At 72.0% G+C, this 23,459-nt stretch carries 24 protein-coding genes; 11 read left to right on the top strand and 13 right to left on the bottom strand.

Translation table 11 applies throughout. The features are described 5' to 3' along the window. Window positions 1-108: 108 nt before the first annotated feature. The 4 genes from K1J57_RS05260 to K1J57_RS05245 form a co-directional block, all read right to left on the bottom strand. Window positions 109-1,728 (bottom strand): NCS1 family nucleobase:cation symporter-1, encoded by a 1,620-nt coding sequence (locus K1J57_RS05260; RefSeq protein WP_220563354.1) that lies wholly within the window; start codon window positions 1,726-1,728, stop codon window positions 109-111. Between the two features lie 193 nt (window positions 1,729-1,921). Then, entirely contained in the window at window positions 1,922-2,935 is a 1,014-nt protein-coding gene (locus K1J57_RS05255) for a TIGR03842 family LLM class F420-dependent oxidoreductase (RefSeq protein ID WP_220563353.1), read from the bottom strand. A gap of 18 nt (window positions 2,936-2,953) precedes the next feature. After that, window positions 2,954-4,360 (bottom strand): dihydropyrimidinase, encoded by a 1,407-nt coding sequence (gene hydA, locus K1J57_RS05250; RefSeq protein WP_220563352.1) that lies wholly within the window; start codon window positions 4,358-4,360, stop codon window positions 2,954-2,956. An 8-nt stretch (window positions 4,361-4,368) separates the two neighbouring features. Further along, complete coding sequence (locus K1J57_RS05245; RefSeq protein ID WP_220563351.1) at window positions 4,369-5,211, bottom strand: nitrilase-related carbon-nitrogen hydrolase; 843 nt, start codon at window positions 5,209-5,211, stop codon at window positions 4,369-4,371. A 330-nt stretch (window positions 5,212-5,541) separates the two neighbouring features. Here K1J57_RS05245 and K1J57_RS05240 point away from each other — a divergent pair, with 330 nt between their 5' ends. Continuing rightward, window positions 5,542-5,997, top strand: a complete 456-nt coding sequence (locus tag K1J57_RS05240) for a flavodoxin family protein (protein ID WP_220563350.1) — start codon at window positions 5,542-5,544, stop codon at window positions 5,995-5,997. An 84-nt stretch (window positions 5,998-6,081) separates the two neighbouring features. Here the strand turns inward: K1J57_RS05240 and K1J57_RS05235 are convergent, their stop codons facing one another. Next, window positions 6,082-6,912 (bottom strand): DUF4354 family protein, encoded by an 831-nt coding sequence (locus K1J57_RS05235; protein ID WP_220563349.1) that lies wholly within the window; start codon window positions 6,910-6,912, stop codon window positions 6,082-6,084. A gap of 252 nt (window positions 6,913-7,164) precedes the next feature. On the opposite strand from K1J57_RS05235, the gene K1J57_RS05230 reads away from it, so the two are divergent. Beyond that, window positions 7,165-7,458, top strand: coding sequence for a hypothetical protein (locus K1J57_RS05230; RefSeq protein WP_220563348.1), 294 nt, complete (start codon window positions 7,165-7,167; stop codon window positions 7,456-7,458). A 122-nt stretch (window positions 7,459-7,580) separates the two neighbouring features. On the opposite strand, the gene K1J57_RS05225 is transcribed toward K1J57_RS05230, so the two are convergent. Beyond that, entirely contained in the window at window positions 7,581-7,766 is a 186-nt protein-coding gene (locus K1J57_RS05225; RefSeq protein ID WP_220563347.1) for a hypothetical protein, read from the bottom strand. Window positions 7,767-7,905: 139 nt separating this feature from the next. On the opposite strand from K1J57_RS05225, the gene K1J57_RS05220 reads away from it, so the two are divergent. From K1J57_RS05220 to K1J57_RS05185, 8 genes are all read left to right on the top strand, one after another. Continuing rightward, complete coding sequence (locus tag K1J57_RS05220) at window positions 7,906-8,268, top strand: hypothetical protein (RefSeq protein WP_220563346.1); 363 nt, start codon at window positions 7,906-7,908, stop codon at window positions 8,266-8,268. Continuing rightward, a complete protein-coding gene (locus K1J57_RS05215) occupies window positions 8,261-8,689 on the top strand; it encodes a hypothetical protein (RefSeq protein ID WP_220563345.1) in 429 nt (142 codons plus the stop codon). Before K1J57_RS05220 ends, K1J57_RS05215 begins: the two co-directional genes overlap by 8 nt. 49 nt (window positions 8,690-8,738) lie before the next feature. Then, window positions 8,739-9,593: a sulfurtransferase gene (locus K1J57_RS05210; RefSeq protein ID WP_220563344.1), complete on the top strand. Its 855-nt coding sequence runs from the start codon at window positions 8,739-8,741 to the stop codon at window positions 9,591-9,593. A 227-nt stretch (window positions 9,594-9,820) separates the two neighbouring features. Then, window positions 9,821-10,372, top strand: coding sequence for a DUF4178 domain-containing protein (locus K1J57_RS05205; protein WP_370634668.1), 552 nt, complete (start codon window positions 9,821-9,823; stop codon window positions 10,370-10,372). 8 nt (window positions 10,373-10,380) lie between these two features. Beyond that, complete coding sequence (locus K1J57_RS05200) at window positions 10,381-10,917, top strand: DUF2617 family protein (RefSeq protein WP_220563342.1); 537 nt, start codon at window positions 10,381-10,383, stop codon at window positions 10,915-10,917. Then, window positions 10,914-11,249, top strand: a complete 336-nt coding sequence (locus K1J57_RS05195) for a hypothetical protein (protein WP_220563341.1) — start codon at window positions 10,914-10,916, stop codon at window positions 11,247-11,249. Before K1J57_RS05200 ends, K1J57_RS05195 begins: the two co-directional genes overlap by 4 nt. Before the next feature lie 47 nt (window positions 11,250-11,296). Then, window positions 11,297-11,725: a DUF350 domain-containing protein gene (locus K1J57_RS05190; RefSeq protein ID WP_220563340.1), complete on the top strand. Its 429-nt coding sequence runs from the start codon at window positions 11,297-11,299 to the stop codon at window positions 11,723-11,725. A 62-nt stretch (window positions 11,726-11,787) separates the two neighbouring features. Beyond that, window positions 11,788-13,356, top strand: a complete 1,569-nt coding sequence (locus K1J57_RS05185; protein ID WP_220563339.1) for a polyamine aminopropyltransferase — start codon at window positions 11,788-11,790, stop codon at window positions 13,354-13,356. A gap of 425 nt (window positions 13,357-13,781) precedes the next feature. Here the strand turns inward: K1J57_RS05185 and K1J57_RS05180 are convergent, their stop codons facing one another. The 6 genes from K1J57_RS05180 to K1J57_RS05155 all read right to left on the bottom strand — a co-directional run bounded on the left by K1J57_RS05180 (window position 13,782) and on the right by K1J57_RS05155 (window position 21,145). Beyond that, window positions 13,782-15,206, bottom strand: a complete 1,425-nt coding sequence (locus K1J57_RS05180; protein ID WP_220563338.1) for an FAD-binding oxidoreductase — start codon at window positions 15,204-15,206, stop codon at window positions 13,782-13,784. Between the two features lie 100 nt (window positions 15,207-15,306). Further along, window positions 15,307-16,146 carry an ABC transporter permease gene (locus tag K1J57_RS05175; RefSeq protein WP_220563337.1) on the bottom strand — a complete coding sequence of 280 codons (840 nt, stop codon included), beginning with the start codon at window positions 16,144-16,146 and terminating at the stop codon, window positions 15,307-15,309. Then, window positions 16,143-17,000 carry an ABC transporter permease gene (locus K1J57_RS05170; RefSeq protein WP_220563336.1) on the bottom strand — a complete coding sequence of 286 codons (858 nt, stop codon included), beginning with the start codon at window positions 16,998-17,000 and terminating at the stop codon, window positions 16,143-16,145. The genes K1J57_RS05175 and K1J57_RS05170 overlap by 4 nt, the downstream gene beginning before the upstream one ends. A 24-nt stretch (window positions 17,001-17,024) precedes the next feature. Beyond that, entirely contained in the window at window positions 17,025-18,290 is a 1,266-nt protein-coding gene (locus tag K1J57_RS05165) for a PotD/PotF family extracellular solute-binding protein (protein WP_220563335.1), read from the bottom strand. A 104-nt stretch (window positions 18,291-18,394) separates the two neighbouring features. Then, window positions 18,395-19,567 (bottom strand): ABC transporter ATP-binding protein, encoded by a 1,173-nt coding sequence (locus tag K1J57_RS05160; protein ID WP_220563334.1) that lies wholly within the window; start codon window positions 19,565-19,567, stop codon window positions 18,395-18,397. Between the two features lie 78 nt (window positions 19,568-19,645). Next, a complete protein-coding gene (locus tag K1J57_RS05155) occupies window positions 19,646-21,145 on the bottom strand; it encodes a gamma-aminobutyraldehyde dehydrogenase (RefSeq protein ID WP_255646850.1) in 1,500 nt (499 codons plus the stop codon). Between the two features lie 214 nt (window positions 21,146-21,359). On the opposite strand from K1J57_RS05155, the gene K1J57_RS05150 reads away from it, so the two are divergent. Then, on the top strand, window positions 21,360-22,724 hold the full coding sequence (locus tag K1J57_RS05150; protein WP_220563333.1) for an aspartate aminotransferase family protein: 1,365 nt from the start codon (window positions 21,360-21,362) through the stop codon (window positions 22,722-22,724). Between the two features lie 279 nt (window positions 22,725-23,003). Here K1J57_RS05150 and K1J57_RS05145 read toward each other — a convergent pair whose 3' ends face one another. Next, window positions 23,004-23,402: a hypothetical protein gene (locus K1J57_RS05145; protein ID WP_220563332.1), complete on the bottom strand. Its 399-nt coding sequence runs from the start codon at window positions 23,400-23,402 to the stop codon at window positions 23,004-23,006. Window positions 23,403-23,459: the final 57 nt, after the last annotated feature.

Here is a 23,459-nt window from a genome sequence, read left to right as displayed (position 1 = left end):
GTGGCACGGAACACGGCGGCACCGGACCCGGCGGCCCGGAACGGCGCGGGGGCCGCACCGTTCGGTGCGGCCCCCGCGGGAGCGGATCGGGGCGGTGCCCCGGGCGGGTCAGGCGCCCGCCTTCTCCGGTTCGCCCTGCTCCGGCCGGTCGTCGCCCCCGGCGGCCGCGGCCTCACCGCCGTCCGCGGCGCGGACCGGCGCCACCAGGTTCAGCACCCAGTACAGGAGGAAGGACACCACCAGGCCGACGACCCAGCCGTAGTCGGCCAGCGGGGACAGCAGCGGGATCAGCCCGTCCTCCGGGAACGGGCCGAGCCTGGCGCCGGTCTCCGCGTCCACGCCCGAGTAGGAGCCGCCCACGGCCAGCAGGGTGCCGACGCCGAACGCGACCAGCGCCCGCCAGTTCCAGCCGCCGCCGTACCAGTACCGCGACCCGCGCCGGTACAGGCCGGGCAGGTCCAGCCGGGTCCGGTGCACCAGCCAGTAGTCGGCGAGCAGGATGCCCGCCACCGTGCCCAGGACGCCGCCGACGGTGCCCAGCCAGGTGAAGATGTAGACGCTCTCGTTCTCCAGCAGCTTCCACGGGAAGATGAGCACGCCCAGGAAGCAGGTGATGATCGCCCCGGTGCGGAAACCGATCAGGCGCGGCGCCAGGTTGGCCAGGTCGTAGGCCGGGCCCACCAGGTTCGCGGCGATGTTGGTGGACACCGTCGCCAGCAGCACGATGAAGATCGCGAACAGCAGGCCCAGGCCGCTGCCCATCTGCGCCACGATGTCGATCGGGTTCCACAGCGGCTCGCCGTACACGGCGGCGGTGCCCGCCGTCACCATGACGGCCAGCAGCGAGAACAGCGTCATCGTGGTGGGCAGGCCCAGCGACTGGCCCAGCACCTGTGCGCGCTGGGAGTCGGAGAACCGGGTGAAGTCGCTGATGTTCAGGGTCAGCGTCGCCCAGTAGCCGATGACGCCCATGAGCGAGGGGAAGAACAGGGCCCAGAACGACGGGCCCCAGTCCAGGCCGTCCGGGTCGCCCGCGAGCATGACGCCCGGGCCGCCGGCCTCCGCGGCCATCCACACCAGCAGGGCCACACCGCCGACGATCATCAGCGGGGCCGCCCACACCTGCACCCTGCGGACGCCCTCCATGCCCCACAGGACGATGGCCACCTGGGCCACCCAGAAGACGGCGAAGGACAGCCACAGGGTCCACGGGTTGCCGCCGATCGCGGCGGCGTCCAGCCAGCCCTCGCCGAACAGCCGACCGGCGAGCACGTGCACGCCCTGGCCGCCCACCCAGGTCTGGATGCCGAACCAGCCGCAGGCGACGGCGCCGCGCAGCAGCGCCGGGAGGTTGGCGCCGCGCAGGCCGAAGGAGGCGCGGGCGAACACCGGGAAGGGGATGCCGTACTTGGCGCCCGCGTGGCCGGTCAGCACCATCGGCAGCAGCACGATGACGTTGCCCAGGACCACGCACAGGATCGCCTGGCGCCAGTCCATGCCCGCGGCGATCAGGCCGCTGGCCAGGGTCCAGGCGGGGATGCTCACCGACATGCTCACCCACAGGGCGGTGAAGCTGCCGGTGCCCCAGGTGCGCCGGGACATCGGCACCGGCTGGAGGTCCTCGTTGACGTAGGGGCTCTCGGGCATGGACACGCCCTCGGCCAGGGAGACGCGGCCGTCGGGGTGGGTGACGGCTCTCGGTTCCGGGGAGGGTGGGGCTTGGGTCACGGGGCACCTGATTCTTCGGTGGTACGGGGGATCGGGGAGTGGGCGCGGCGGGGCGTGCGGGGGTCGCGGACCCGTTTCGGGCCGTCGAACATCCTCGCACGTCACCGCGGGTGCGGCGGCGGCCGGTGGTGGCCGCCGCCGCACCCGTCCCGGCAGTGTGCGCGCCCCGTGTGACTTCCGTGTTCCGGCCGGGTCAGATCCCGGACACGGCGGGGACCACGTCGCGCCCGTAGGCGTCGATGACCCCGTCCACGTCGTCGTGCATCGCGTAGACCGCGAACTGGTCCACGCCCACCGCGCGCAGCCGCTCCAGCTTGGCCACGTGCTCCTTCACCGGGCCCAGCAGGCAGAACCGGTCCACCACGCTGTCGGGGACGAACGCGGTGTCGGGGTTGTCCGCCCGGCCGTGGTGGCTGTAGTCGTAGCCCTGCCGGGCCTCGATGTAGTCGGTCAGCTCCTGGGGGACCGCCCCCGTGTGCCCGTACCGCGCCACCAGGTCGGCGACGTGGTTGCCCACCATCCCGCCGAACCAGCGGCACTGCTCGCGCGCGTGCGCCAGGCCCCGCGCCGACCCGTCGGTGACGTAGGCCGGTGCGGCCACGCACACCGTGATCTCCGCGGGGTCGCGGCCCGCGTCGGCCGCGGCCGCCCGCACGGCCTTGACCATCCACTCCGTCAGGTACGGGTCGGCCAGCTGGAGGATGAACCCGTCGGCCTGCCGCCCCACCAGCTCCAGGGCCTTGGGGCCGTAGGCGCCCATCCAGACCGGCAGCGACCCGTCGCGCACCCACGGGAGGCGGAAGGACGCCCCGTCCACGTCCGCCTCCCGGCCCTCGGCCAGGTCCTTGATCGCGGTCATGGCCCTGGAGAGACGGGCCAGTGTGGCGGGGCTGCGCCCGGCCACCCGCATCGCGGAGTCGCCGCGGCCGATCCCGCACACCGTCCGGTTGCCGAACATGTCGTTCAGGGTCGCGAACAGGGAGGCCGTGACCTCCCAGGTGCGGGTGCCCGGGTTGGTCACCATCGGACCCACCACGAGGTTCTCGGTGCGCTCCAGGACGCGGCTGTAGATGACGAACGGCTCCTGCCACAGCACCACCGAGTCGAACGTCCACCCGTGGGTGAAGCCGAGCCGGTCGGCCCGCGCCATCCGGTCCACCAGAAGGTCGGCGGGCGGGTCGGTCTGGAGGACGAGTCCGATGTCCATGTGCTCTCCTCTCAGATCTCAGATCAGGTACTGGCAGGTGCCGCGGGACAGGTAGCGGCCGTGCCCGGCCGCGCCGAGGTACTCGCCGCCGTCCACGACGACCCGGCCGCGGGAGAGCACGGTGCGGGCCCGGCCCGTCACCCGCCTGCCCTCGTACGCGGAGTAGTCCACGTTCATGTGGTGGGTCTGTGCAGAGATGACGTGCTCGGCGTTGGGGTCGTAGACCACGATGTCGGCGTCGGCGCCCGGGGCGATGGTGCCCTTGCGCGGGTAGAGCCCGAACATGCGCGCCGGGGTGGCGCAGGCCAGCTCGATCCACCGGCGGCGGTCGATGTGGCCGTCCACGACCGCCTGGTGCAGCAGGTCCATCCGGTTCTCCACCCCGGGCAGGCCGTTGGGGATCTTGGAGAAGTCGCCCCGGCCCAGCTCCTTCTGCCCGGTGAAGCAGAACGGGCAGTGGTCGGTGGAGACCACGGACAGGTCGTTGGTCCGCAGCGCCCGCCACAGCAGCTCCTGGTGCTCCTCGGGCCGCAGCGGGGTCGAGCACACGTACTTGGCGCCCTCGAAGCCGGGCCGGGCCAGGTCGTCCGCGGACAGGAACAGGTACTGCGGACAGGTCTCGCCGAACACGTTGAGCCCCATGTCGCGCGCGCGGGCCAGCTCCTGGACCGCCTCGCCCGCCGACACGTGCACCACGTACAGCGGGGCCCCGGCCACCCGGGCCAGCTGGATGGCGCGGTGGGTGGCCTCCGACTCCAGCAGGGCCTTGCGGACCTCGCCGTGGTAGCGGGGGTCGGTCCGGCCGGCCGCCAGTGCCTGCTCGACGAGCACGTCGATGGCGATTCCGTTCTCGGCGTGCATCATGGTCAGCGCGCCGTTGGCGGCGCCGCGCTGCATGGCCCGCAGGATCTGCCCGTCGTCGCTGTAGAACACGCCCGGGTAGGCCATGAACATCTTGAACGAGGTGATGCCCTCGTCCACGAGGGCGTCCATCTCCTTCAGCGACGACTCGTTGACGTCGGACAGGATCGCGTGGAACCCGTAGTCGATCGCGCAGTTGCCCTCGGCCTTGGCCATCCAGGCGTCCACCCCGGCACGCACCGGCCGGCCCGGGCTCTGCACCGCGAAGTCGATGATGGTGGTGGTGCCGCCCCAGGCGGCCGCCCGGGTCCCGGTCTCGAAGGTGTCGGAGGCGAAGGTGCCGCCGAACGGCAGCTCCATGTGGGTGTGCGCGTCCACCCCGCCCGGGATGACGTAGTGCCCGGCGGCGTCGATGACCTCGGCGCCGCTCTCCGCCCAGGAGCGGGCGGTGTCGCCGCCGCGCAGCGCCAGGGCGGCCACCGTCCCGTCCTCGACGAGGACGTCGGCCTCCAGTTCGTCGGCGGCGGTGACGACCAGGCCGCCGGTGATGAGGGTGCGTCCCATGGCGTCCCCTAACCCTCGACCAGGGGCCCGTAGGCGTCCGGGCGGCGGTCGCGGTAGAAGGCCCACTGGGTGCGGACCTCGTCGATCAGGTCGAAGTCGAGGTCGCGCACGACCAGCTCGGGCGCGGTGTCGGAGGCGACCTCGCCGACGAACCGCCCGCGCGGGTCCACGAAGTAGCTGGTGCCGTAGAAGTCGTTGTCGCCGTACTTCTCCCGGCCCACCCGGTTGATGGCGGCGACGAAGTACTCGTTGGCGACCGCGGCGGCGGGCTGCTCCAGCTTCCACAGGTACGCGGACAGGCCCCGGCTGGTCGCCGACGGGTTGTACACCAGCTGCGCCCCGGCCAGCCCGAGCGCCCGCCAGCCCTCCGGGAAGTGGCGGTCGTAGCAGATGTAGACGCCCACGCGGCCGACGGCGGTGTCGAAGACCGGCCAGCCCAGGTTGCCGGGGCGGAAGTAGTACTTCTCCCAGAACCCCTTGACCTGCGGGATGTGGTGCTTGCGGTACTTGCCCAGGTAGGTGCCGTCGGCGTCGATGACGGCGGCGGTGTTGTAGTAGAACCCGGGCTTCTCGACCTCGAACACGGGCAGCACCATCACCATGTTGAGCTCCCGGGCCAGCTCCCGGAAGCGGGTGACGGTGGGCCCGTCGGGGACGCTCTCGGCCCACCGGTAGTGCTCGGCCTCCTGGACCTGGCAGAAGTAGGGGGCGTTGAACACCTCCTGGAAGCCGATGACGCGCGCCCCCTGGGCGGCGGCGTCGCGCGCGTATTTCTCGTGGGCGGCGAGCATGGAATCGGTGTCGCCGGTCCACTCGGTCTGGACGAGTGCGGAACGGACGATCTGCGGCATGGTTCCCTCGTTCCTCCGTGGCCGTCGCGGTCGGCCCGGAACGGTCGGTGCGTCCGCGTATGCCCTGCTGGCACGCGGGGTGCCGGCGGGGCGGTGCGCTATGAGAATCGCACCATAGAGAGAGGGGAATGGCGGGTCAATATCCGACATCCTTGCGAACAGGATTCCTCCGTGTTGCGCGATTTCGCAAAAACACCCGATGGTGGCCGATGTCCCTTTTTCGGGGTGCAACTATTTGGAGGAAAATCCAGGTTTCCATGCTTTCCGGGGGAGGATTTCATACTTCCCTCCACACCCCCGGCGTCCGGCGGACGCCCCTAGGGTGAGGGCATGGCACGACTGCTCATCGTTCACCACACCGTCTCCCCGGCCACCCAGGAACTGCTCGACGCGGTGCTGGAGGGGGCGCGCGACGACGAGATCGAGGGCGTGGAGGTCGTCGCCCGGCCGGCGCTGGCGGCCTCGGTCGCCGACACGCTGTCGGCCGACGCCGTCGTCCTGGGGACGCCCGCCAACATCGGGTACATGTCGGGCGCCCTCAAGTACTGGTTCGACCTCGTCTACTACCCGGCGCTGTCGGCCGGCCGCTCCGTGCCCTACGCGCTGTACGTGCACGGCAACGACGACACCGCGGGGGCGGTGCGCGCGGTGGAGGGCGCCGCCAAGGGCATGGGCTGGGCCCGCCACCGGCCGCCGGTCTCCGTCACCGGGGCCCCGGCCGCGGCCGACCGCGACGCCTGCCGGGAGCTGGGCGCCGTCACCGCCCTGGCCGCCCTGGGCATGTAGAGGGCCCCGCCCCGCGCGCCGCGCGGACCGGGGCCCGAAGCCGCCGTGGTGCGCGCCCGCCCCTGCCGGGCGGGCGCAGCGTCCCTACTGGACGGGCACCACGATCGGCTCCTCCATGCCGAAGGAGGGGTCGTAGCTCACCTCGACCACGGTCACCTCGCCCGCGACCGCGACCTGGCCGCTGACCTGGTCGCCCGGCGCCAGGTCCGCGGCCTCCAGCTGGGTGATGTCGGCGAAGAGCTCCCAGTCGACGACCTCGGTGCCGTCGTCCAGGATGAAGGTGAAGTACAGCGGGTTGATCGACAGCGGCTCGCTGGAGTTGTTCACGAACGTCACGTCGAGGGCCGTGTAGGTCTCGTTGGGGTCGATGGTGCCGCTCACGGTGCCGGCGTTGGTCGCCGTCAGCGTGACACCGTCCTCGGCCGGGGCCTCGACGGGGGCGTCGCCGCCGCCCTCCTCGCCGCCGCCGTCCGGCTCGGTGGTCTCCGCGGTCGTGGGGGAGGTGGTCGTGGTGCCGCTGTCGTCGCCGCCGGAGGAGGACATCGCGATGACCACGACGATCACCACCGCGATCACGACGAGGACCAGGCAGCCCGCGCCCACACCGATGCCGACCTTGGCGCCGGTGGACATGCCCTGCTTCTGCTGCGGGGCGCCCGTCGAGCCGTACGGGTCGTAGGGCGCGCCGGGGCCGCCGTACGGCTGCTGGCCGCCGGACGGGTCCCCGTAGGAGGGCTGGCCCCCGGTCGGGGCGCCGTAGGACGGCTGACCGCCGGTGTGGTCCCCGTAGGACGGCTGGCCGCCGGTGGGACCGTACGGGGGCTGCCCGCCGGGAGGGCCGTAGGGCGGCTGGCCGCCCGGGGGCTGACCGCCGTACGGGGGCTGGGGACCTGACGGGTCGTTGGGGTAGGACATCGTGAGTGCTCCGGTTCTCGGATGCGGGACGGCGTGCGCCGCGGAAGGATGCGTCGTGTACCTCGAACGGAACACACGCGGTGCGGAGGGTGCACCGCCCGCACGCGGGCGGCGGGGCTGGGGGCCGCCCTGTGACCCTACCCTCACCGTCGCATCGGATGGTGTCCGGTACTCGAACGGTTCGCGCGGGAGCCGGTGGCCTTCGCCACGGAAAGCCCTGATGGGGCCGCCCGGCCTTGGTAACTTGCGGCTATGCGCACGGACTACCACCCCACCCCCACCGAGGTCGTGGCCTCCTGGATCCCCCACGACGCCCGCTGGCACGAGGCGGCCCGGGCGGCCGCCGCCGTCGGCTCCGACGAGCTGCGCCGCTACGTCACCGGGCTCGTCCACGAGCAGCGGGACGGGGACCGCGAGCTCGGCGACGAGTACGACCTGCGCTCCATCGGCGCGGTCGTGGAGGACATGGGCGTCGGCGGCCTGGCCGCGGTGGAGTGGAACAAGGTCCGCGACGCCCTGCTGCTGCCCCTCACCAAGAGGATCTAGGCCGTGCTCTTTCGAACCTCCGCCGCGCTTGGTTCCCCGGACCGCTCCTGCGGAACCTCCAGAACCCCGCCGGGCGGCTCACGAACCCCCGGCGGCAGAGGAGAGCGTTCGAAGAACAGGGTCTAGGACTCCTCCTCGGGGTGGCACTCCAGGCAGTCGGCCCCGCAGGGGTAGTTGATCATCGACATGGACCGGCAGTGCACGCACATCCGGCGCCTGCCGCCCGGCGGGTCGTGCCGCCAGCGGTGGCGTCCCGCCCGGCAGATCCCCGAGGGCTTCATCGCGGTGTCATCGCGGACTGCGCTCATGCCCGCACCGTAGCGGAACCCGCTCCCACCCGGAAGCGGTTCGGGGGAGGGCCGTGCCGTGCGGTCCGCCGGTCGTACTACCGTGTGTCGTAGAACGCGCCGCCCACCTGGGCGGACGGGAGGGGCGGGAGGAGGCGCCGTGGTCGAGTGGCTGACCATGACCATTCAGATGGCTTCCCTGGCGATGGCCGGGTGGTGCCTCGTGTCGACCTTCCGCGACCAGCCCATGCTCGTCCCGCACCTGGTCGGCATGGGGGTCCTGTGGCTGCTGGTGATCGGCCAGGCCGTGGCCACCGTCGCCGCCATGGTGGGCGGGGAGCGGCCCGCCGAGACGGCGATGTTCGTCTCCTACCTGGCCACCGTGGTCCTGTTGCCGCCCGCCTGCGCCGTGTGGGGGTTCATGGAGCGCAGCAAGTGGGGCCCCGCCGTCATCGCGTTCGCCTGCCTGATCCTGCCCGTCCTGTTCGTCCGCCTCGAACAGCTCTGGAGCCCCGTTGCCTGACACCGCCCCGGCCTCCGACGCCGCGAAGACCCTGCGCACCGGCCCCGGCCGCCTGCTGGTGGCCGTCTACGGCGTGTTCGCCCTCGCCGCCACCGCGCGGGGCGCCTACCAGCTGGCCACCAGGTTCGACGAGGCCCCGGTCGCCTACCTGCTGTCGGTGCTCGCCGGGGTGATCTACCTCGTCGCCGCCGTCGGCCTGGCCCGCGCCGGGCGGACCTCCCGCCGGGTCGCCCTGGTCTCGTGCAGCGTCGAGATGGTCGGCGTCCTGGTCGTGGGCGCGGCGAGCCTGCTCCTGCCCGGGGTCTTCCCCGACGACACCGTCTGGTCCGGGTTCGGCAGCGGCTACTTCTTCATCCCCCTGGTCCTGCCCGCCCTGGGCCTGTGGTGGATCCTGCACGTGCACCGCCTGGACCGCGACTGACCCCGCCCGGGCCGTGACCCGGGCGTGACCCCACCGCTACCCTGGGCCCATGTCAGAGCCCCTTCCCCTGCCGGTGGCCGTCTCGGCCGACTGGCTCCACGAGAACCTCGACCGTGTGGTCGTGGTCGACTCCCGGTGGTACCTGGACGGCCGTTCCGGCCGCGACGCCTACCTCGCCGGACACCTCCCCGGAGCGGTGTTCGCCGACGTGGACGCCGACCTGGCCGCCCCGGCGAGCCCCGAGGGCGGGCGGCACCCGCTCCCCGCCGCCGCCGACTTCGCCCGCACCCTGGGCCGCCTGGGCATCGGCGACCACTCCCGGGTGGTCGTCTACGACGACGCCGGGGGGTCCGTCGCCGCCCGCCTGGTCTGGATGCTCCGCGTCCTGGGCACCCCCGCCGCGTTCCTCGACGGCGGCCTGCGGACCTGGGCGGGGCCGCTGGAGGAGGGGGAGCACGTCGCCGAGCCCGCGCACCGCACCCCCCAGCACTGGCCCGCCGACCGGGTCGTGCACACCGACACCGTCCGGGCCGCTGCGGGCGAGCCCGGCCAGCTGGTCATCGACGCCCGCGCGTACGGCCGCTACACCGGTGAGCAGCCCGCGCCGGTGGACGCCCGGCCCGGCCACGTCCCCGGAGCCCGCAGCGCCGAGTGGACCGGCAACCTCGGCCCCGACGGCCTGCTGGCCGCCCCGGAGAAACTGCGCGAGCGCTTCGCCGCCCTGGGCGCCGACGACGCCGTCACCATCACCGCCTACTGCGGGTCCGGGGTCACCGCCTGCCACGACCTGCTCGCCCTGGAGCACGCGGGCTACACCGCCCCCCGCCTCTACCCCGGCTCCTGGAGCCTGTGGGGCGGCGACGACTCCCTGCCCGCCGAGACCGGGGACCCCGCCGCCGGCTAGCCGGGCCATCGGGTGTTCCGGGAGGCCGTCCGCGCACACGGGCGGCCTCTTCGGCGTGTCCGGATCCGGCCGGGAACCTCCCGGCCGGTGCACGCGTCTGACCAGCCAGTAGGATTGCCCGGCCCGGGGTCGGGCCGATGACGAGGCTCCCCCCACGCGAAAGAGGAACAGTGGCCATCGAAATCGTGCTCCTGGTGATCGCCGCCCTTGCGGTGGCGGTCGCCGCCATCGCCCTCGCCGTGCGCGCCGCGCGGCGCAGCAGCACCCCGCCCCCGCAGCCCCCGCCCACCCCCAAGGACCCCTTCGCCGGCACCGGGGACAGCACCTCCGGCGACCCCCGGAGCCTCAAGGCCGGCGACATGATCGACTGGGGCACCGAACGCACCTGGATCCGCGGCACCCTGCGCCTGTCCCAGGGCGGCTACGTCTGGGCCGAGCACTTCCTGGAGGTCGAGGGCGGCAAGCGCTGGCTCTCCACCGAGGAGGACCCCGACCTGGAGATGGCCCTGTGGACCGGGCGCCCCGACCTCGACCTGACCCCCCACGGCAAGAAGATCGAACTCGAGGGCACCACCTACCACCTCGAGGAGAAGGGCAGCGGCTCCTACCGCTCCGAGGGCACCACCGGCCTCAAGGCCGAGGGCGGCTTCGACTACGCCGACTACGAGGCCGCGGACGGCAGCCTGCTCTCCTTCGAGCGCTTCGACCACGGCCCCTGGGAGGTCAGCACCGGCACCAAGGTCGCCGAGGGCACCTTCACCATCTACCCGGGGAGCTGATCCACCCCATGCGAGTCGGCATCAGCGCACCCTTCGTCGACACCCGGGCCGACGACCTGGTCTGGGCGCTCGGGCACCCGTTGATCGACCCCCTCGCCGTCCGCTCCCTGCGGTTCGGCGGTACCGGGGTCGAGCTGCGCGTGCTCGGCGCCTCCCACCAGGTCGTCGTCACGTCGGCGGCGGGCGTCCTGGTGGAGACCGTGGCCTGCCTGCCGGGAGTGGACGGCGCCCTGCCGGGCAGTGCCGAGCGCTCCCACGGGACGGGCCGGTACCGGTTCGACTCGCGGGTGGAGAACCTCACCCGCACCGGACTCGCCCGCCGGGTCGACGACCTCCACCGCGAGGTCGCCGACGACCCCGGCGGCCTCCTCGTCGCCTTCCCCGGCGACCCGTTGGCCGTGACCGCGCTGCACCTGGACCCCGGTGGCGCACACGGTGACGGGAACCCGCTCCACTGGCGCACCTGGCACGTCTACCCCCAGAGCGGAGAACTCGTGACCACCCACTCCACCGTGTCCGCCCACCCATGCGGAGAGACCAGATGACCCACCAGCACGGCCACGCAGAGCCGGCGAAGAACAACAAGACCGTGGTCACGCTGTTCGTGGTGATCGGCGGTATCGTGCTGCTGCTCATCCTGCTGGCGGCCTGCGACAACAGCTCCAACAACACCTACTGCCCCGACGACGACTACGTCTCCGACCCCGCCTACGACGACGACGAGTGCGAGCAGTCGTCCTCCGGCACCTCCGGGGGCGGCGGGTTCTTCTTCTTCGGCGGGACCAGCAGCAGGTACGACGACGGCTACCGCGGCGGCTCCAGCGGTTCCAGCGGAGGCAGCGGCTTCCGCGGCGGCGGCAGCGGCTTCGGCAAGTGACCCATCCGACCAGAACCGAACCCCCCATCCCCTAACGAGACCGGACAATGAACGAGATCCTCTTCAACAGCCTCGCGGCCCTCGCCTACGCCGGGGTCGGCGTGGTCGTCCTCGCGGTCGGCTACCTGCTCATCGACCTGCTCACCCCGGGCAAGCTGCACAAGCTCATCTGGGAGGAGCGCAACCCCAACGCGGTCATCCTGGTGTCGGCCAACACCCTGGGCGTGGCCGTCATCGTCACCACGGCCATCCTCTCCAGCGACTCGGAGATCGGCCTGGGCGCCGGCCTGCTGTCCACCGCCGTGTACGGGCTGATCGGCCTGGGCGTGATGGCCCTGTCCTTCGTGCTCATCGACCTGCTCATCCCGGCCAAGATCGCCCACATGATCAGCAACCCCGAACCGCACCCCGCGACCTGGGTGAGCGCCTCCGCCCACCTCGCGATCGCGGCGGTGGTCGCCGCCGCACTGACCTGACGGCGCCGCGCCCCCTCGCGGGGCCCGTCCGGCCCCGCCCGTAGAGAAAGCAGCACCCCATCGTGATCGAGTCACCGGCCCCGCAGCGGCCCCGACTTCCGGTACCGCCGCGGGTGGCCCGGTTCCTCGTCCTGACCGCGGTGTTCGTCTGCGCCGCCTGCGGCCTGGTGTACGAACTGGCCCTGGTCGCCATCGGCAGCTACCTGCTGGGCGACACCATCACCCAGGCCTCCGTGGTCCTGTCGGTGATGGTGTTCGCCATGGGCATCGGGTCGCTGCTGTCCAAGCGCTTCCAGGGCAGCCCGGCCGTGTCGTTCGCGGTCATCGAGGGCCTGCTGTCGCTGGTGGGCGGCCTGTCGGTGCTGCTGCTGTACGGGGCGTTCGCGTGGTTCTCCGCCTACCAGCCCGCCCTGGTGCTCCTGGCGTTCGCCATCGGCGTGCTCATCGGCATGGAGATCCCCCTGCTGATGACGCTCATCCAGCGCATCCGCAGGCAGGACGCGTCGGAGGCGGTCGCCGACCTCTTCGCCGCCGACTACGTGGGCGGCCTCATCGGCGGTCTGGCGTTCCCGTTCCTGCTGCTGCCGCTGCTGGGCCTGCCCAAGGGCGCGCTGGCGGTGGGCGCGCTCAACGCGGTGGTGGGCATGGCCGTGGTGCTGTGGCTGTTCCGCGCCGAGCTGTCGCGCCGCGCGTACGCGGGGCTGGCGGTGGGCCTGGCCTTCATCCTCGGCTTCCTGGGCCTGGCGTACCTGTACGCCGACCGGTTCGAGGTGGACGCGCGCCAGGCCATGTACCGGGACCCGATCGTGCACGCCGAGCGCACCGCCTACCAGGAGATCGTGCTCACCCGCTCGATCGACGGCCGGGACGTCCGGCTGTTCCTCAACGGCGACCTGCAGTTCTCCACCCTGGACGAGTACCGCTACCACGAGGCGCTGATCCACCCGGCGATGGCCGGCCCGCACGAGGACGTCCTGGTGCTGGGCGGGGGCGACGGGCTGGCGCTGCGCGAGATCCTCGCCTACGAGGACGTGGAGTCGGTGACCCTGGTGGACCTGGACCCGGCGGTGATCGAGCTGGCCTCCAGCGAGCCGGTCATCACCGAGCTCAACGAGGACTCCTTCCGGGACCCGCGGGTGGAGGTGGTCAACGCCGACGCCTTCCAGTGGCTGCGCGAACACCGCGGCGACTTCGACGTGATCGTCGCCGACCTTCCCGACGGCCAGGACGTGGGCCCGTCCAAGCTGTACTCGGTGGAGTTCTACTCCCTGGCCCGCCACTCCCTGGCCGACGGCGGGCGGATGGTGGTGCAGGCCGGGTCGCCGTTCTTCGCCCCGGACGCCTACTGGAGCGTGGGCCGCTCCCTGGAGGAGGCGGGCCTGTTCGGCACCCCCTACAACGTGGACGTGCCCTCGTTCGGGAACTGGGGCTTCTACCTGACGTCCGTGCGGAGCGCCCCGGAACTGGACATCCCCGAGGACGCGCCGCCGCTGCGCTTCCTGGACGAGGCCCTGCTGGAGGCCGCCCAGGTCTTCCCGCGGGACCGCCGCGAGGACGGGGAGGTCGAGGCGTCCACGCTCATGCACCCGCGCATCATCGCCTACCACCAGGGCGCCTGGCGCGGCTACTAGCCGCACCCCGGTCCGGTGCCGGGGGTGGACCGTCGCCTTCCACCGCCCGTCACCCGCCACCGCCCGCCCGTCACCCGCCGCCACCTTCAACGGACGGCCTGCGGCCGACGACCTTCCCGCGTACGGACGGCCTGCGGCCGACGAGCCTTCCACAGGCGGCCGGTGCCCCGGGGGCCGCGTTCCGGTCCGGTGCTCCGGCCCGGGCGCACCCGGGCCGGAGCGGACCGACACCGCGCAGCCTCACGTGTCGGGCCGGTGGGCGGCCGCGCGGTGGTCTGCGGGGGCTGGCACGGGAGACGTCCCGTGACCGGACCCATCCTGTCCCACCGCGGGGTGGGGGCACGTACGCCGCGCCGCCCCGGGCAATCCCTTACCCCGCTCTACCGACCCTTTTCCCGACACGCCGCACGAACCGCCACATAACGTCAGCTGTCGAAGCCCATGCCCAGCGCGTCCAGGGTCCGCAGCCACAGGTTGCGCCTGCCCTCGTTGCGGTCGGCGGCGGCGGTGGCCCGCAGCGTCAGGCCGATGCCGATCGAGCGCACCGGCTCGGGCGGGAACGGCAGCGGCTTCTCCCGCACCATCCGCAGCCGGGTCCGCTCGGTGTCCAGCCCGTCGAGCCGGTCCAGCATCACCTGGGCGCCGAACCGCGTCGCCCCCACGCCCAGCCCGGTGTACCCGGCGGCGTAGGCCAGCCTGCCCCCGTACCCGGTCCCGAAGAACGCCGAGAACCGGCTGCACGTGTCGATCACCCCGCCCCAGGAGTGGGTGAAGCGCACCCCCGCCAGCTGCGGGAACGTCTCGAAGAAGTGCTCGGCGAGCGTCCGGAACGTCTCCGGCCGCTGGTCGTACTCCGGCCGCACCTTCCCGCCGTAGTGGTGGACCGCGTCGTACCCGCCCCACAGGATCCGGTCGTCCGCGGTCAGCCGGTAGTAGTGGAAGAAGTTCGCCGCGTCCCCCACCCCCTGGCGGCCCCTCCACCCCAGCGACTCCATCTGCGCCCCGCTCAGCGGCTCGGTCATCAGCGCGTAGTCGTACACCGGGGCCAGGTAGTGCTTGAGCCGCCGCAGCGGCCCGGGGAAGGCACCGGTGCCCCAGGCCACCCTGGGCGCGTGCACCGACCCGCCGCGCGCCTCCAGCCGCAGCCCCGCCGGGGTGGACCGGATCGCCCGCACCGGGGTGTTCTCGAAGATCCGCACCCCCAGCCGCAGGCACGCCGCCCGCAGCCCCCAGGCCAGCTTGGCGGGGTGCAGCATCGCCACCCCGTCGGGCTCGTACAGCGCCCCCACGTAGGTGGGGGAGTCGATCTCGGCCCGGGTCCGCGCGGCGTCCCACACCTCGGCCCGGTGCCCCAGGGCGGTGATCGCCGCGGCGGACTCCGCGAACCCCTCGGCCTGCCAGGGCGCGGTGGCCACCAGCAGCTCGCCGGTGCGCTCGAACTCGCAGTCGATCCCGTACTTCTCCACCGCCTCGCCGATGGCGTCCAGGTTGGCGTACCCCTGGCGCTCCAGCTCCGCGATCTCCTCTGGCCACCGCTCGGCGCCGTTGTCGTACCCGTGGGTGAGGCTGGCGGCGCAGAACCCGCCGTTGCGCCCGGAGGCCGCCCACCCGGCGGTGCGCGCCTCCACCAGGACCACGTCCCGGCCGGGGTCGCGCTCCTTGGCGATGAGCGCCGTCCACAACCCGCTGAACCCTCCGCCGACCACGGCCAGGTCGGCGAAGGCGTCGCCCTCCAGCGCCGGGGCGGCCTCGGGCACATCGTGCCCGGGCACGTCGGGATCGAGCCAGAAGACCCGGGGGCGGGCGCCCTTCAGCGCCTCGCGGGCCCCTGCGGTGACCGCGTCGGCCATGGGTATCACACACTTTTCGTCGGTCGTGGGAAAGGGACTCGGATACGGGACGGGGCACCGGCCGGGCGAGAGCGCCCGACCGGTGCCCCGGGGGCGGACGTCAGGCCCGGCGCCTGGCCGCGATGATGTTGATGACGGCCATGGTGAGCCCGACCGCGAACAACAGCGTGCCCATGACGTTCACCTGCGGGGGGATTCCGACGCGCGTGGCGCCCCAGATCCACAGGGGGAACGTGTTCACGTCGCCGCTCACGAACGTGGTGATGATGTAGTCGTCGATGGACAGGGCGAACGCCAGCAGCCCGCCCGCCATCACCGCGGGGAACAGCATCGGCAGCGTCACCAGCCGGAACGTCTCCCACGGCCCGGCGCCCAGGTCGCGGGCGGCCTCCTCCAGGCTCGGGTCCAGGGTGATCACCCGCGCCCGCACCGTGATGGCGACGAACGACACGCAGAACATCACGTGCGCGATGACCGTCGTCCAGTACCCGGTGGTGATGTTCAGCATCAGGAACGTGGACAGCAGGGCCGCGCCCAGCACCACCTCGGGAGCGCTGATCGCCGCGAACATCACCAGGTTGGTGAGCTGCTTGCCGCGGAACGTGAACCGCCCCAGCGCGATCCCCAGCAGGGTGCCCAGCGCCCCGGCGATGACCATCGTCAGCAGCGCGATGGTCACCGAGTTGAACATCGCCTCGTTGAGGTCGGGGTAGGCGAACGCGTTCGCGTACCACTCCAGGGTGAACCCCTGCCAGGTGATGTTGTGCCGGCCGGCCGGGTCGTTGAAGCTGAACACGATCATGAACAGGATCGGCGCGAACAGCCAGGCCAGCACGGCCCACGTGTACCAGCGGCCCCAGTCGGTCCGGCGCCGGACCGCGGGTGCGGGGGGCCGCGGCGCGGAGCCGGTCCGGCCCTCGGTCTCGAACGTGGCGCTCACGACGTGTGCACCTCCATGACCCGTTCGGTGCCCAGGGCCCTGGCGTAGCTGAAGATGCCGACGAGCAGCAGCCCCATGAGCACGAAGGTGATCGACGCGGCGATCGGGTAGTTGTTGTTGACCAGGTACTGGGTCCGGATGACGTTGCCGATCATCGTGTTGTGCGTGCCGCCCAGCACCGACGCGTTGACGTAGTCGGCGCTGGTCGGGATGAAGGTCATCAGCACGCCGGCGAACACGCCCGGCAGCGACACCGGCAGGATCACGTGCGCGAACGCCCGCAGCCGGTTCGAGTACAGGTCGTGCGCCGCCTCCACCAGGTGCGGGTCCATCCGCTCCAGCACGGCGTAGATCGGCAGCACCATGAACGGCAGGAAGTTGTAGGCCAGCCCCAGGATCACGGCGGGCGCCGTGTTGAGCACCGCGAACCCGTCCGGGAGCAGCCCCAGGTCCTTGAGGGGCCCCAGCACCACGCCGTTGTCCGACAGGAAGAACCGCCACGAGATCGTCCGCAGCACGAACGACACGAAGAACGGCAGCAGGAGCAGCAGCAGGTACGTGGACTTGTAGGCACCGCCGCGGAAGGCGATCCAGTAGGCCATCGGGTAGCCGACGGCGATGCACACCAGGGTGGCGCAGCCGCCGTAGAACAGGGAGCGCAGGATCTGCTCCCAGTAGGTCCCGATGGCGTCGGCGTAGTTGCCCACCTCGAAGGTCTGCTGGAAGCCGGTGATCACGTTGCCCGTGGTCAGCGACAGCGACAGCATCCCGCCGATGGGGACCACGAAGAACAGCGCCAACCAGGTCCACGCCGGGAGCACCAGCACGTAGGGCGTCAGCTTGCGGTTTCTCATGGGGAGACTCGGGATCGCTCGGTGTCAGCTCTGCGTGACGGCCTGGAACAGGGACGAGAACCCATCCTGCTCCTCGGTCGGCAGGACGACGAAGTTGTGCAGCCTCTGGTAGTCCTCCTCGGTGGGGAACACCAGGGGGCTCTCGGCCATCTCGGTCAGCGCCGTGCCGCGGTCGCTGTCGCCCTCGGCCGCCGCCCACTCCAGCATGACCTCCTGGGCGTGGGGGACCGGTGAGATGTAGGCGATGTACTCGGTGAGGCCGGTGGCGATCTCCGGCTCGTACAGGAAGTTCATGAGCTCGATCGCGTCCACCGGGGCCTGGGTGGTGTACGGGATCATGAGGTTGTCGGTCCACAGGGTGGCGCCCTCCTCGGGGATGACGAACTTCAGGTTCGTCCCCTCCTCGGAGTTCTGCTGGTAGATGTCGCCGGACCAGGCCATGGTGATCCACAGGTCGCCGTTGGTGAGCGGCTGGATGAAGTCCTGGTCGTAGTAGGCGCGCACGATGCCGGAGTCGCGCTGCTCGCGGAGCCTGTCGGCGGCCGCCTCCCAGTCCGCGGAGGTGGAGTCGGCCGGTGTGACGCCGGTGGCCAGCAGGCCGAAGTTGGCGATCTCCTGGGGGTCGGAGAACATGCCGACCTTGCCCTCGAAGGCCGGGTCCCACAGGTCCTGGATGCTGGTGATCTCCCGGTCGATGAACTCGGGGTTGTACGCGATGCCGGTGATGCCGGAGGCGTAGGGGACCGTGTACCTGTTGCCCGGGTCGAAGGCGCTGTTCTTGTAGATCTCGCCCGCGTACTCGGCGAAGTTCGGCAGCTGCGAGTGGTCGAGCTGGATCAGGTAGCCCAGCTCGATGAGCTTGGCCAGCTCGAACCCGTTGGGCAGCACGATCAGGTCGTAGCCGAGGTCGTCCTCGGCGGCGAGCTTGGGCTGGATCTGGCCGAAGAACGAGGCCGCCTCCTGCACGTCCTCCTTGTACTCGACCTCGATGCCGGTGGCCTCGGTGAACTGCTGGATCTGGGTGCGCTCGGAGTCCATGTACAGCGGCCAGTTGGCCCAGCGCAGGTTGCCGGTGCGCTCCTTGCCCTCCCAGAAGTTCGCGTCGGCGGCGGGGTCGCGCTGCTGCCCCCCGACCCCGCACGCGGACAGGGCGAGGGCGGCGGCCGCCGCTCCGCCGGCCTGGAGGGTGCGCCGCCGGGTCAGGCCGGGCGGCCCGAGGGGGCTGCGGCGTGCCCGGGTGAGGCCGCGGAGGAGTGCGGGGTCGATGCCGGCGCGCGAGCGGTTGTTCATGGGTCGTTCCTTGGTCTTCCGGTGTTCCGCCGGGGAGAGCGGGGGGTTCGTGGCCGGTGGCGCCGGTTCCGGTCGGCGCCTCGGGGGAGTGGGGGCCGCAGAGGTCAGGCCAGCAGGGGGTAGGAGTGGTGGGCGGGCCAGGACAGCCACACGCGGTCGCCGCGGTCGGCGGCCAGGGTGGAGTCGGAGGAGTTCTGCAGGTACACCGTGACGGTCTCGCCGCCGCCGATGTCCACCTGGTAGTGGGTGGCCGACCCCAGGTAGACGGTCTCGGTGACGGTGCCGGGAACGGCGCTGACCCCCTCGTCCGGCCGCTCGGCGCCGATGCGGATCTTCTCCGGGCGCACGGTCAGGCAGACCGCGGATCCGGCCGCCTCCGACCCCTGCGCGGCCAGCGCCGCGGGCAGCTCCGCGAGCAGGGCGGTGGCGCCGTCGGCGACCTCCACCCGCCACGCTCCGTCGGACCCGCCGACCACCGTGCCCTTGATCAGGTTGCTGGTGCCGATGAAGTCGGCCACGAACCGGGTGGCCGGCCGCTCGTACACCTGCGCCGGGGTGCCCAGCTGCTCGACCCGGCCGTGGTTCATCACCGCGATGCGGTCGGACATGGTCAGCGCCTCCCCCTGGTCGTGGGTGACGTAGACGAAGGTGATGCCGACCTCGCGCTGGATGCGCTTGAGCTCCACCTGCATCGCCTGGCGGAGCTTGAGGTCCAGGGCGCCCAGGGGCTCGTCGAGCAGCAGGGCGGCGGGCTGGTTGACCAGGGCGCGGGCCAGGGCCACCCGCTGCTGCTGCCCGCCGGAGAGCTGGGACGGCCGGTGCTTGGCCCGGTGCCCGAGTTCGACCAGTTCGAGCATCTCGCCGACGCGCCGCCTGATCTCGTCCTTGGCGACGCCCCTGCGCCTGAGGCCGAAGGCGACGTTGTCCGCGACGCTCATGTGCGGGAACAGCGCGTAGCTCTGGAAGACCATGTTGACGTCGCGGCGGTTGGCGGGGACCCCGGTGACGTCCTGCCCGTTGAGCCGGACGACGCCCCGGGTGGGCTCCTCGAAGCCCGCGATCATCCTCATGGTGGTGGTCTTGCCGCAGCCGGAGGGGCCCAACAGGGAGAAGAACTCGCCCTGTTCGATGGCCAGGTCGACGCCGTCGACGGCGTTCACGGTCTCGGAGCCGGAGCGGAAGGACTTGGACACCCCCTCCAGGCTGATCGCGGGCTGCCGCGCGGCTGCGGTCTCCACGTCGGGCGTCTCCGGTGCTGTGGTGCTGGTAGTGGCCATGGTGGGGGTGGTCCTGTCGCTTGCTCGTTGCCGTACCGGGAGGCGGCCGGTCCGCCCGGGCGTACCGGCCGGGGCGTGTCACTCGCCGATGTAGCTCATGACGTGCTTGACGCGGGTGTACTCGTCGAAGGAGTACATGGACAGGTCCTTGCCGTACCCCGAGTGCTTGAAGCCGCCGTGCGGCATCTCCGCGGTGATCGGGATGTGGGTGTTGATCCACACGCACCCGAAGTCGAGGCGGCGCGAGACCCGCAGGGCCCGGGCGTGGTCCCTGGTCCACACACTGGAGGCGAGCCCGTACTCCACCGAGTTGGCCCACGCGACCGCGGTGTCCTCATCGGTGAACCTTTGCACCGTGATGACCGGTCCGAAGATCTCGTCGGTGACCAGCTCGTCGCCCTGGCGCAGGCCCGAGACGACGGTCGGGGCGTAGAAGTAGCCCTCGTCGCCGACCCGGGAGCCGCCCGCCAGCACCTCGGCGTGGTCGGGCGCCCGGTCCAGGAAGCCGCTCACCCGCGCCAGCTGGTTCGCGTTGTTGACCGGGCCGAACGCGGCGTCGGCGTTGCTCGGCGGGCCGGTGACGGTGTTGCGGGCCTGCTCGGCCAGGGCGGCGGCCAGGTCGTCGTGGACGCCCGGCGCGGCCAGCACCCGGGTGGCGGCGGTGCAGTCCTGGCCGGCGTTGAAGTACCCCGCCTCGGCGATGCCCGCGGCGGCCCGCTCGATGTCGGCGTCGTCGAAGACGATGACCGGGGCCTTGCCGCCCAGCTCCAGGTGCAGGCGCTTGAGGTCCTTGGACCCGGACTGCGCCACCTCGTACCCGGCCCGGGTGGAGCCGGTGAGGGAGATCAGGCCCGGGACCGGGTGCTCGACCAGGGCGCGGCCGGTGTCGCGGTCGCCCGCGACCACGTTGAACACGCCCGGCGGCAGGAACTCGGCGGCGATCTCCGCCAGCAGCAGGGTGGAGACCGGGGTGGTGTCGGAGGGCTTGAGGACGATGGTGTTGCCCGCGGCCAGGGCGGGGCCGATCTTCCAGGCCGCCATGGCCATCGGGTAGTTCCACGGGGTGATCTGGCCGACGACGCCGATGGGCTCGCGGCGGATCCAGGAGGTGTGGTCGGCGAGGTACTCCCCGGCGGCGCGGCCCTCCAGGTTGCGGGTGGCGCCCGCGAAGAAGCGCAGGGCGTCCAGCACCTGCGCGATCTCCTCGCTCCTGGTGAGCTCGACGGGCTTGCCGCAGTTCTGGACCTCGGCGGCGACGAGTTCGTCCGCGCGTTCCTCCACCCGGTCGGCGAACCTGTTGAGGGCGATCTGCCGTTCGGCCGGGGTCCAGTCGCGCCAGCCCTTCTCGAAGGCGGTGCGGGCGGCCTGGAACGCCGCGTCGACGTCCTCGGCGGTGGAGACCGGGGCGGTGGCGAAGACCTTCCCGGTGGCCGGGTCGACGAGGTCGCTGCGGATCCCGTCGGCCGTGTCCACGTACTCGCCGTTGACGAAGTTGCGCAGGTCTTGGGTCACGGTGCTCTGCTCCCGGGTCGGTCGGGCGCGTCGGTGCGCCGACTGGCTGTTGATGCGCGCGCGCATAGCGCTGTGATCTGTCACACTGCCATCCGGCAACGGCGAGATCAAGATCTGCCAATGGATTCCGTTGTAAAGATTAGATTTCCCAACGGATACTTGACAGAACATGGAACGGTGCGACTATTTCTATTGAGAGGGTCGAGCATGTGACCCCCGGGTCGACCCGAGCGTGGTCCCCGCGTTACCGACGAGCTTGGAGCATCAAGTGGCAGCGCACATGAGTCCTGAGCACCTCCAGCAGGCCGCCAAGGACCACCTGTGGATGCACTTCACGGAGATGGCCGCCTACAACGACGCCGACGTCCCCGTCATCAGCCGCGGCGAGGGCGTGTACGTCTACGACGACAAGGGCAAGCGGTACCTCGACGGGCTCGCGGGACTCTTCGTCAGCCAGGTCGGCCACGGCCGCGCCGAGATCGCCGACGCCATCGCCGAGCAGGCCCGCGAGCTGGCGTACTTCCCCATCTGGACGTACGCGCACCCCAAGGCCGTCGAGCTCGCCGAGCGGATCGCCTCCCTGGCGCCCGGCGACCTGAACCGCGTCTTCTTCACCACCAGCGGCTCCGAGGCCGTGGAGTCCGCCTGGAAGCTGGCCCGCCAGTACTTCAAGGCGATCGGCGAGCCCACCCGGCACAAGGTGATCAGCCGGCGCATCGCCTACCACGGCACCAGCATGGGCGCCCTGTCCATCACCGGCCTCCAGGGCATCAAGACCCCGTTCGAGCCGCTGGTCCCCAGCACCCTCCAGGTGCCGAACACCAACTTCTACCGGGCGCCCCTGCACGGCGACGACATCGAGGCGTTCGGCCGCTGGGCCGCCGACCAGATCGAGGAGGCGATCGTCCAGAACGACCCGGACACCATCGCCGCGGTCTACGTGGAGCCCGTCCAGAACTCCGGCGGCTGCTTCCCGCCGCCGCCCGGGTACCTCCGGCGGGTCCGCGAGATCTGCGACCGGTACGGCGTGCTCATGGTGTCCGACGAGGTCATCTGCGCGTTCGGCCGCCTGGGCGAGTACTTCGGCGCCACCAGGTACGGCTACGTGCCGGACATGATCACCTTCGCCAAGGGCGCCACCAGCGGGTACGTCCCGCTGGGCGGCATGATCGCCCGCGAGAAGCTCATGGAGCCGTTCAAGGAGAAGGGGTCCTCCTTCCTGCACGGCATCACCTTCGCCGGCCACCCGGTGGCGGCCGCGGCGGCGCTGGCCAACCTCGACCTGTTCGAGAGCGAGGGCATCCTCGACAACGTCCGCCGCAACGCACCGGTGTTCCGGGCGACCCTGGAGAAGCTCCTGGACCTGCCGATCGTGGGCGACGTGCGCGGCGACGGGTACTTCTACGGCATCGAGCTGGTGAAGGACAAGGAGACCAAGGAGACGTTCAGCGACGAGGAGTCGCACCGCCTCCTCAAGGGCTTCCTGTCGGGCGCGCTGTTCGACGCCGGGCTCATCTGCCGCGCCGACGACCGCGGCGAGCCGGTCATCCAGCTCTCCCCGCCGCTCACCTGCGGCCCGGAGCACTTCGTGGAGATCGAGTCGATCCTGCGCAAGGTCCTCACCGAGGCCTGGGACCGGCTGTAGGCCCCCGCCCCTCCCCGCGGACGCCCCCCGTTCCCCTCGGGCGGGGGGCGTCCCCGTGCCCGCCCCCGGCGCGGGCGCGGACGGCCGCAGCGGCGGCCTTCGCGTGCGGGGCCGTCCGCCGACAGGCGGCGGGGGCGTTCCCGTGCGGGGCGGACGCGGGTGCCTGGTGCGGAGCCCCCGGGTACCACCGGAACCGCGGTGCCCGTCCGGCGCGGGGGCCCGGGCCAGGGGGCACCCGGACCGGGACGGCGACGGGGCGGCCGCGAGTGGCGCCCGGGGTCAGGCGGGCCAGGTGAAGACGTCGGCCTCGGCGGACACCAGGTGGGCGTCGGACTGGCCGAACTGGATCACCCGCACCCCCACCCAGCCGCCCTCGGGGACGGTGCCCTTCCACGAGTACGCGAACCGGCCCCGGCCGATGGCGTGCACGGCGCTGCCCGCCGGCCGCTCGGAGAGCGCGCCGCCGCCCGCGTCGAACTCGACCGCGCGCAGCTGCACCTCGGTGCCCGGGGTGACCCCCATCAGGGTCACCCCCACCGAAAGGTCGTAGCGCCCCTCCAGCGCCAGCACCCGGACGTCCGCCGTTCCGTCCCCGCGGTGGTCGAACCCGATGTCGTGCCAGGTCGCCGGGGCCAGGGTGACGCGGGTGTCCTTCGTGAAACGGTGGTGCTCGGGCATGCGGACTCCTCGGGGCCGGTCGCCGGTCGGGTCCAGCATCCGGCCCCGAGGGTCACC

It is taken from the genome of Nocardiopsis sp. MT53 (assembly GCF_019598965.1).
Lineage (GTDB): Bacteria > Actinomycetota > Actinomycetes > Streptosporangiales > Streptosporangiaceae > Nocardiopsis > Nocardiopsis changdeensis.
This window is presented reverse-complemented; position numbering and strand designations above follow the sequence as displayed.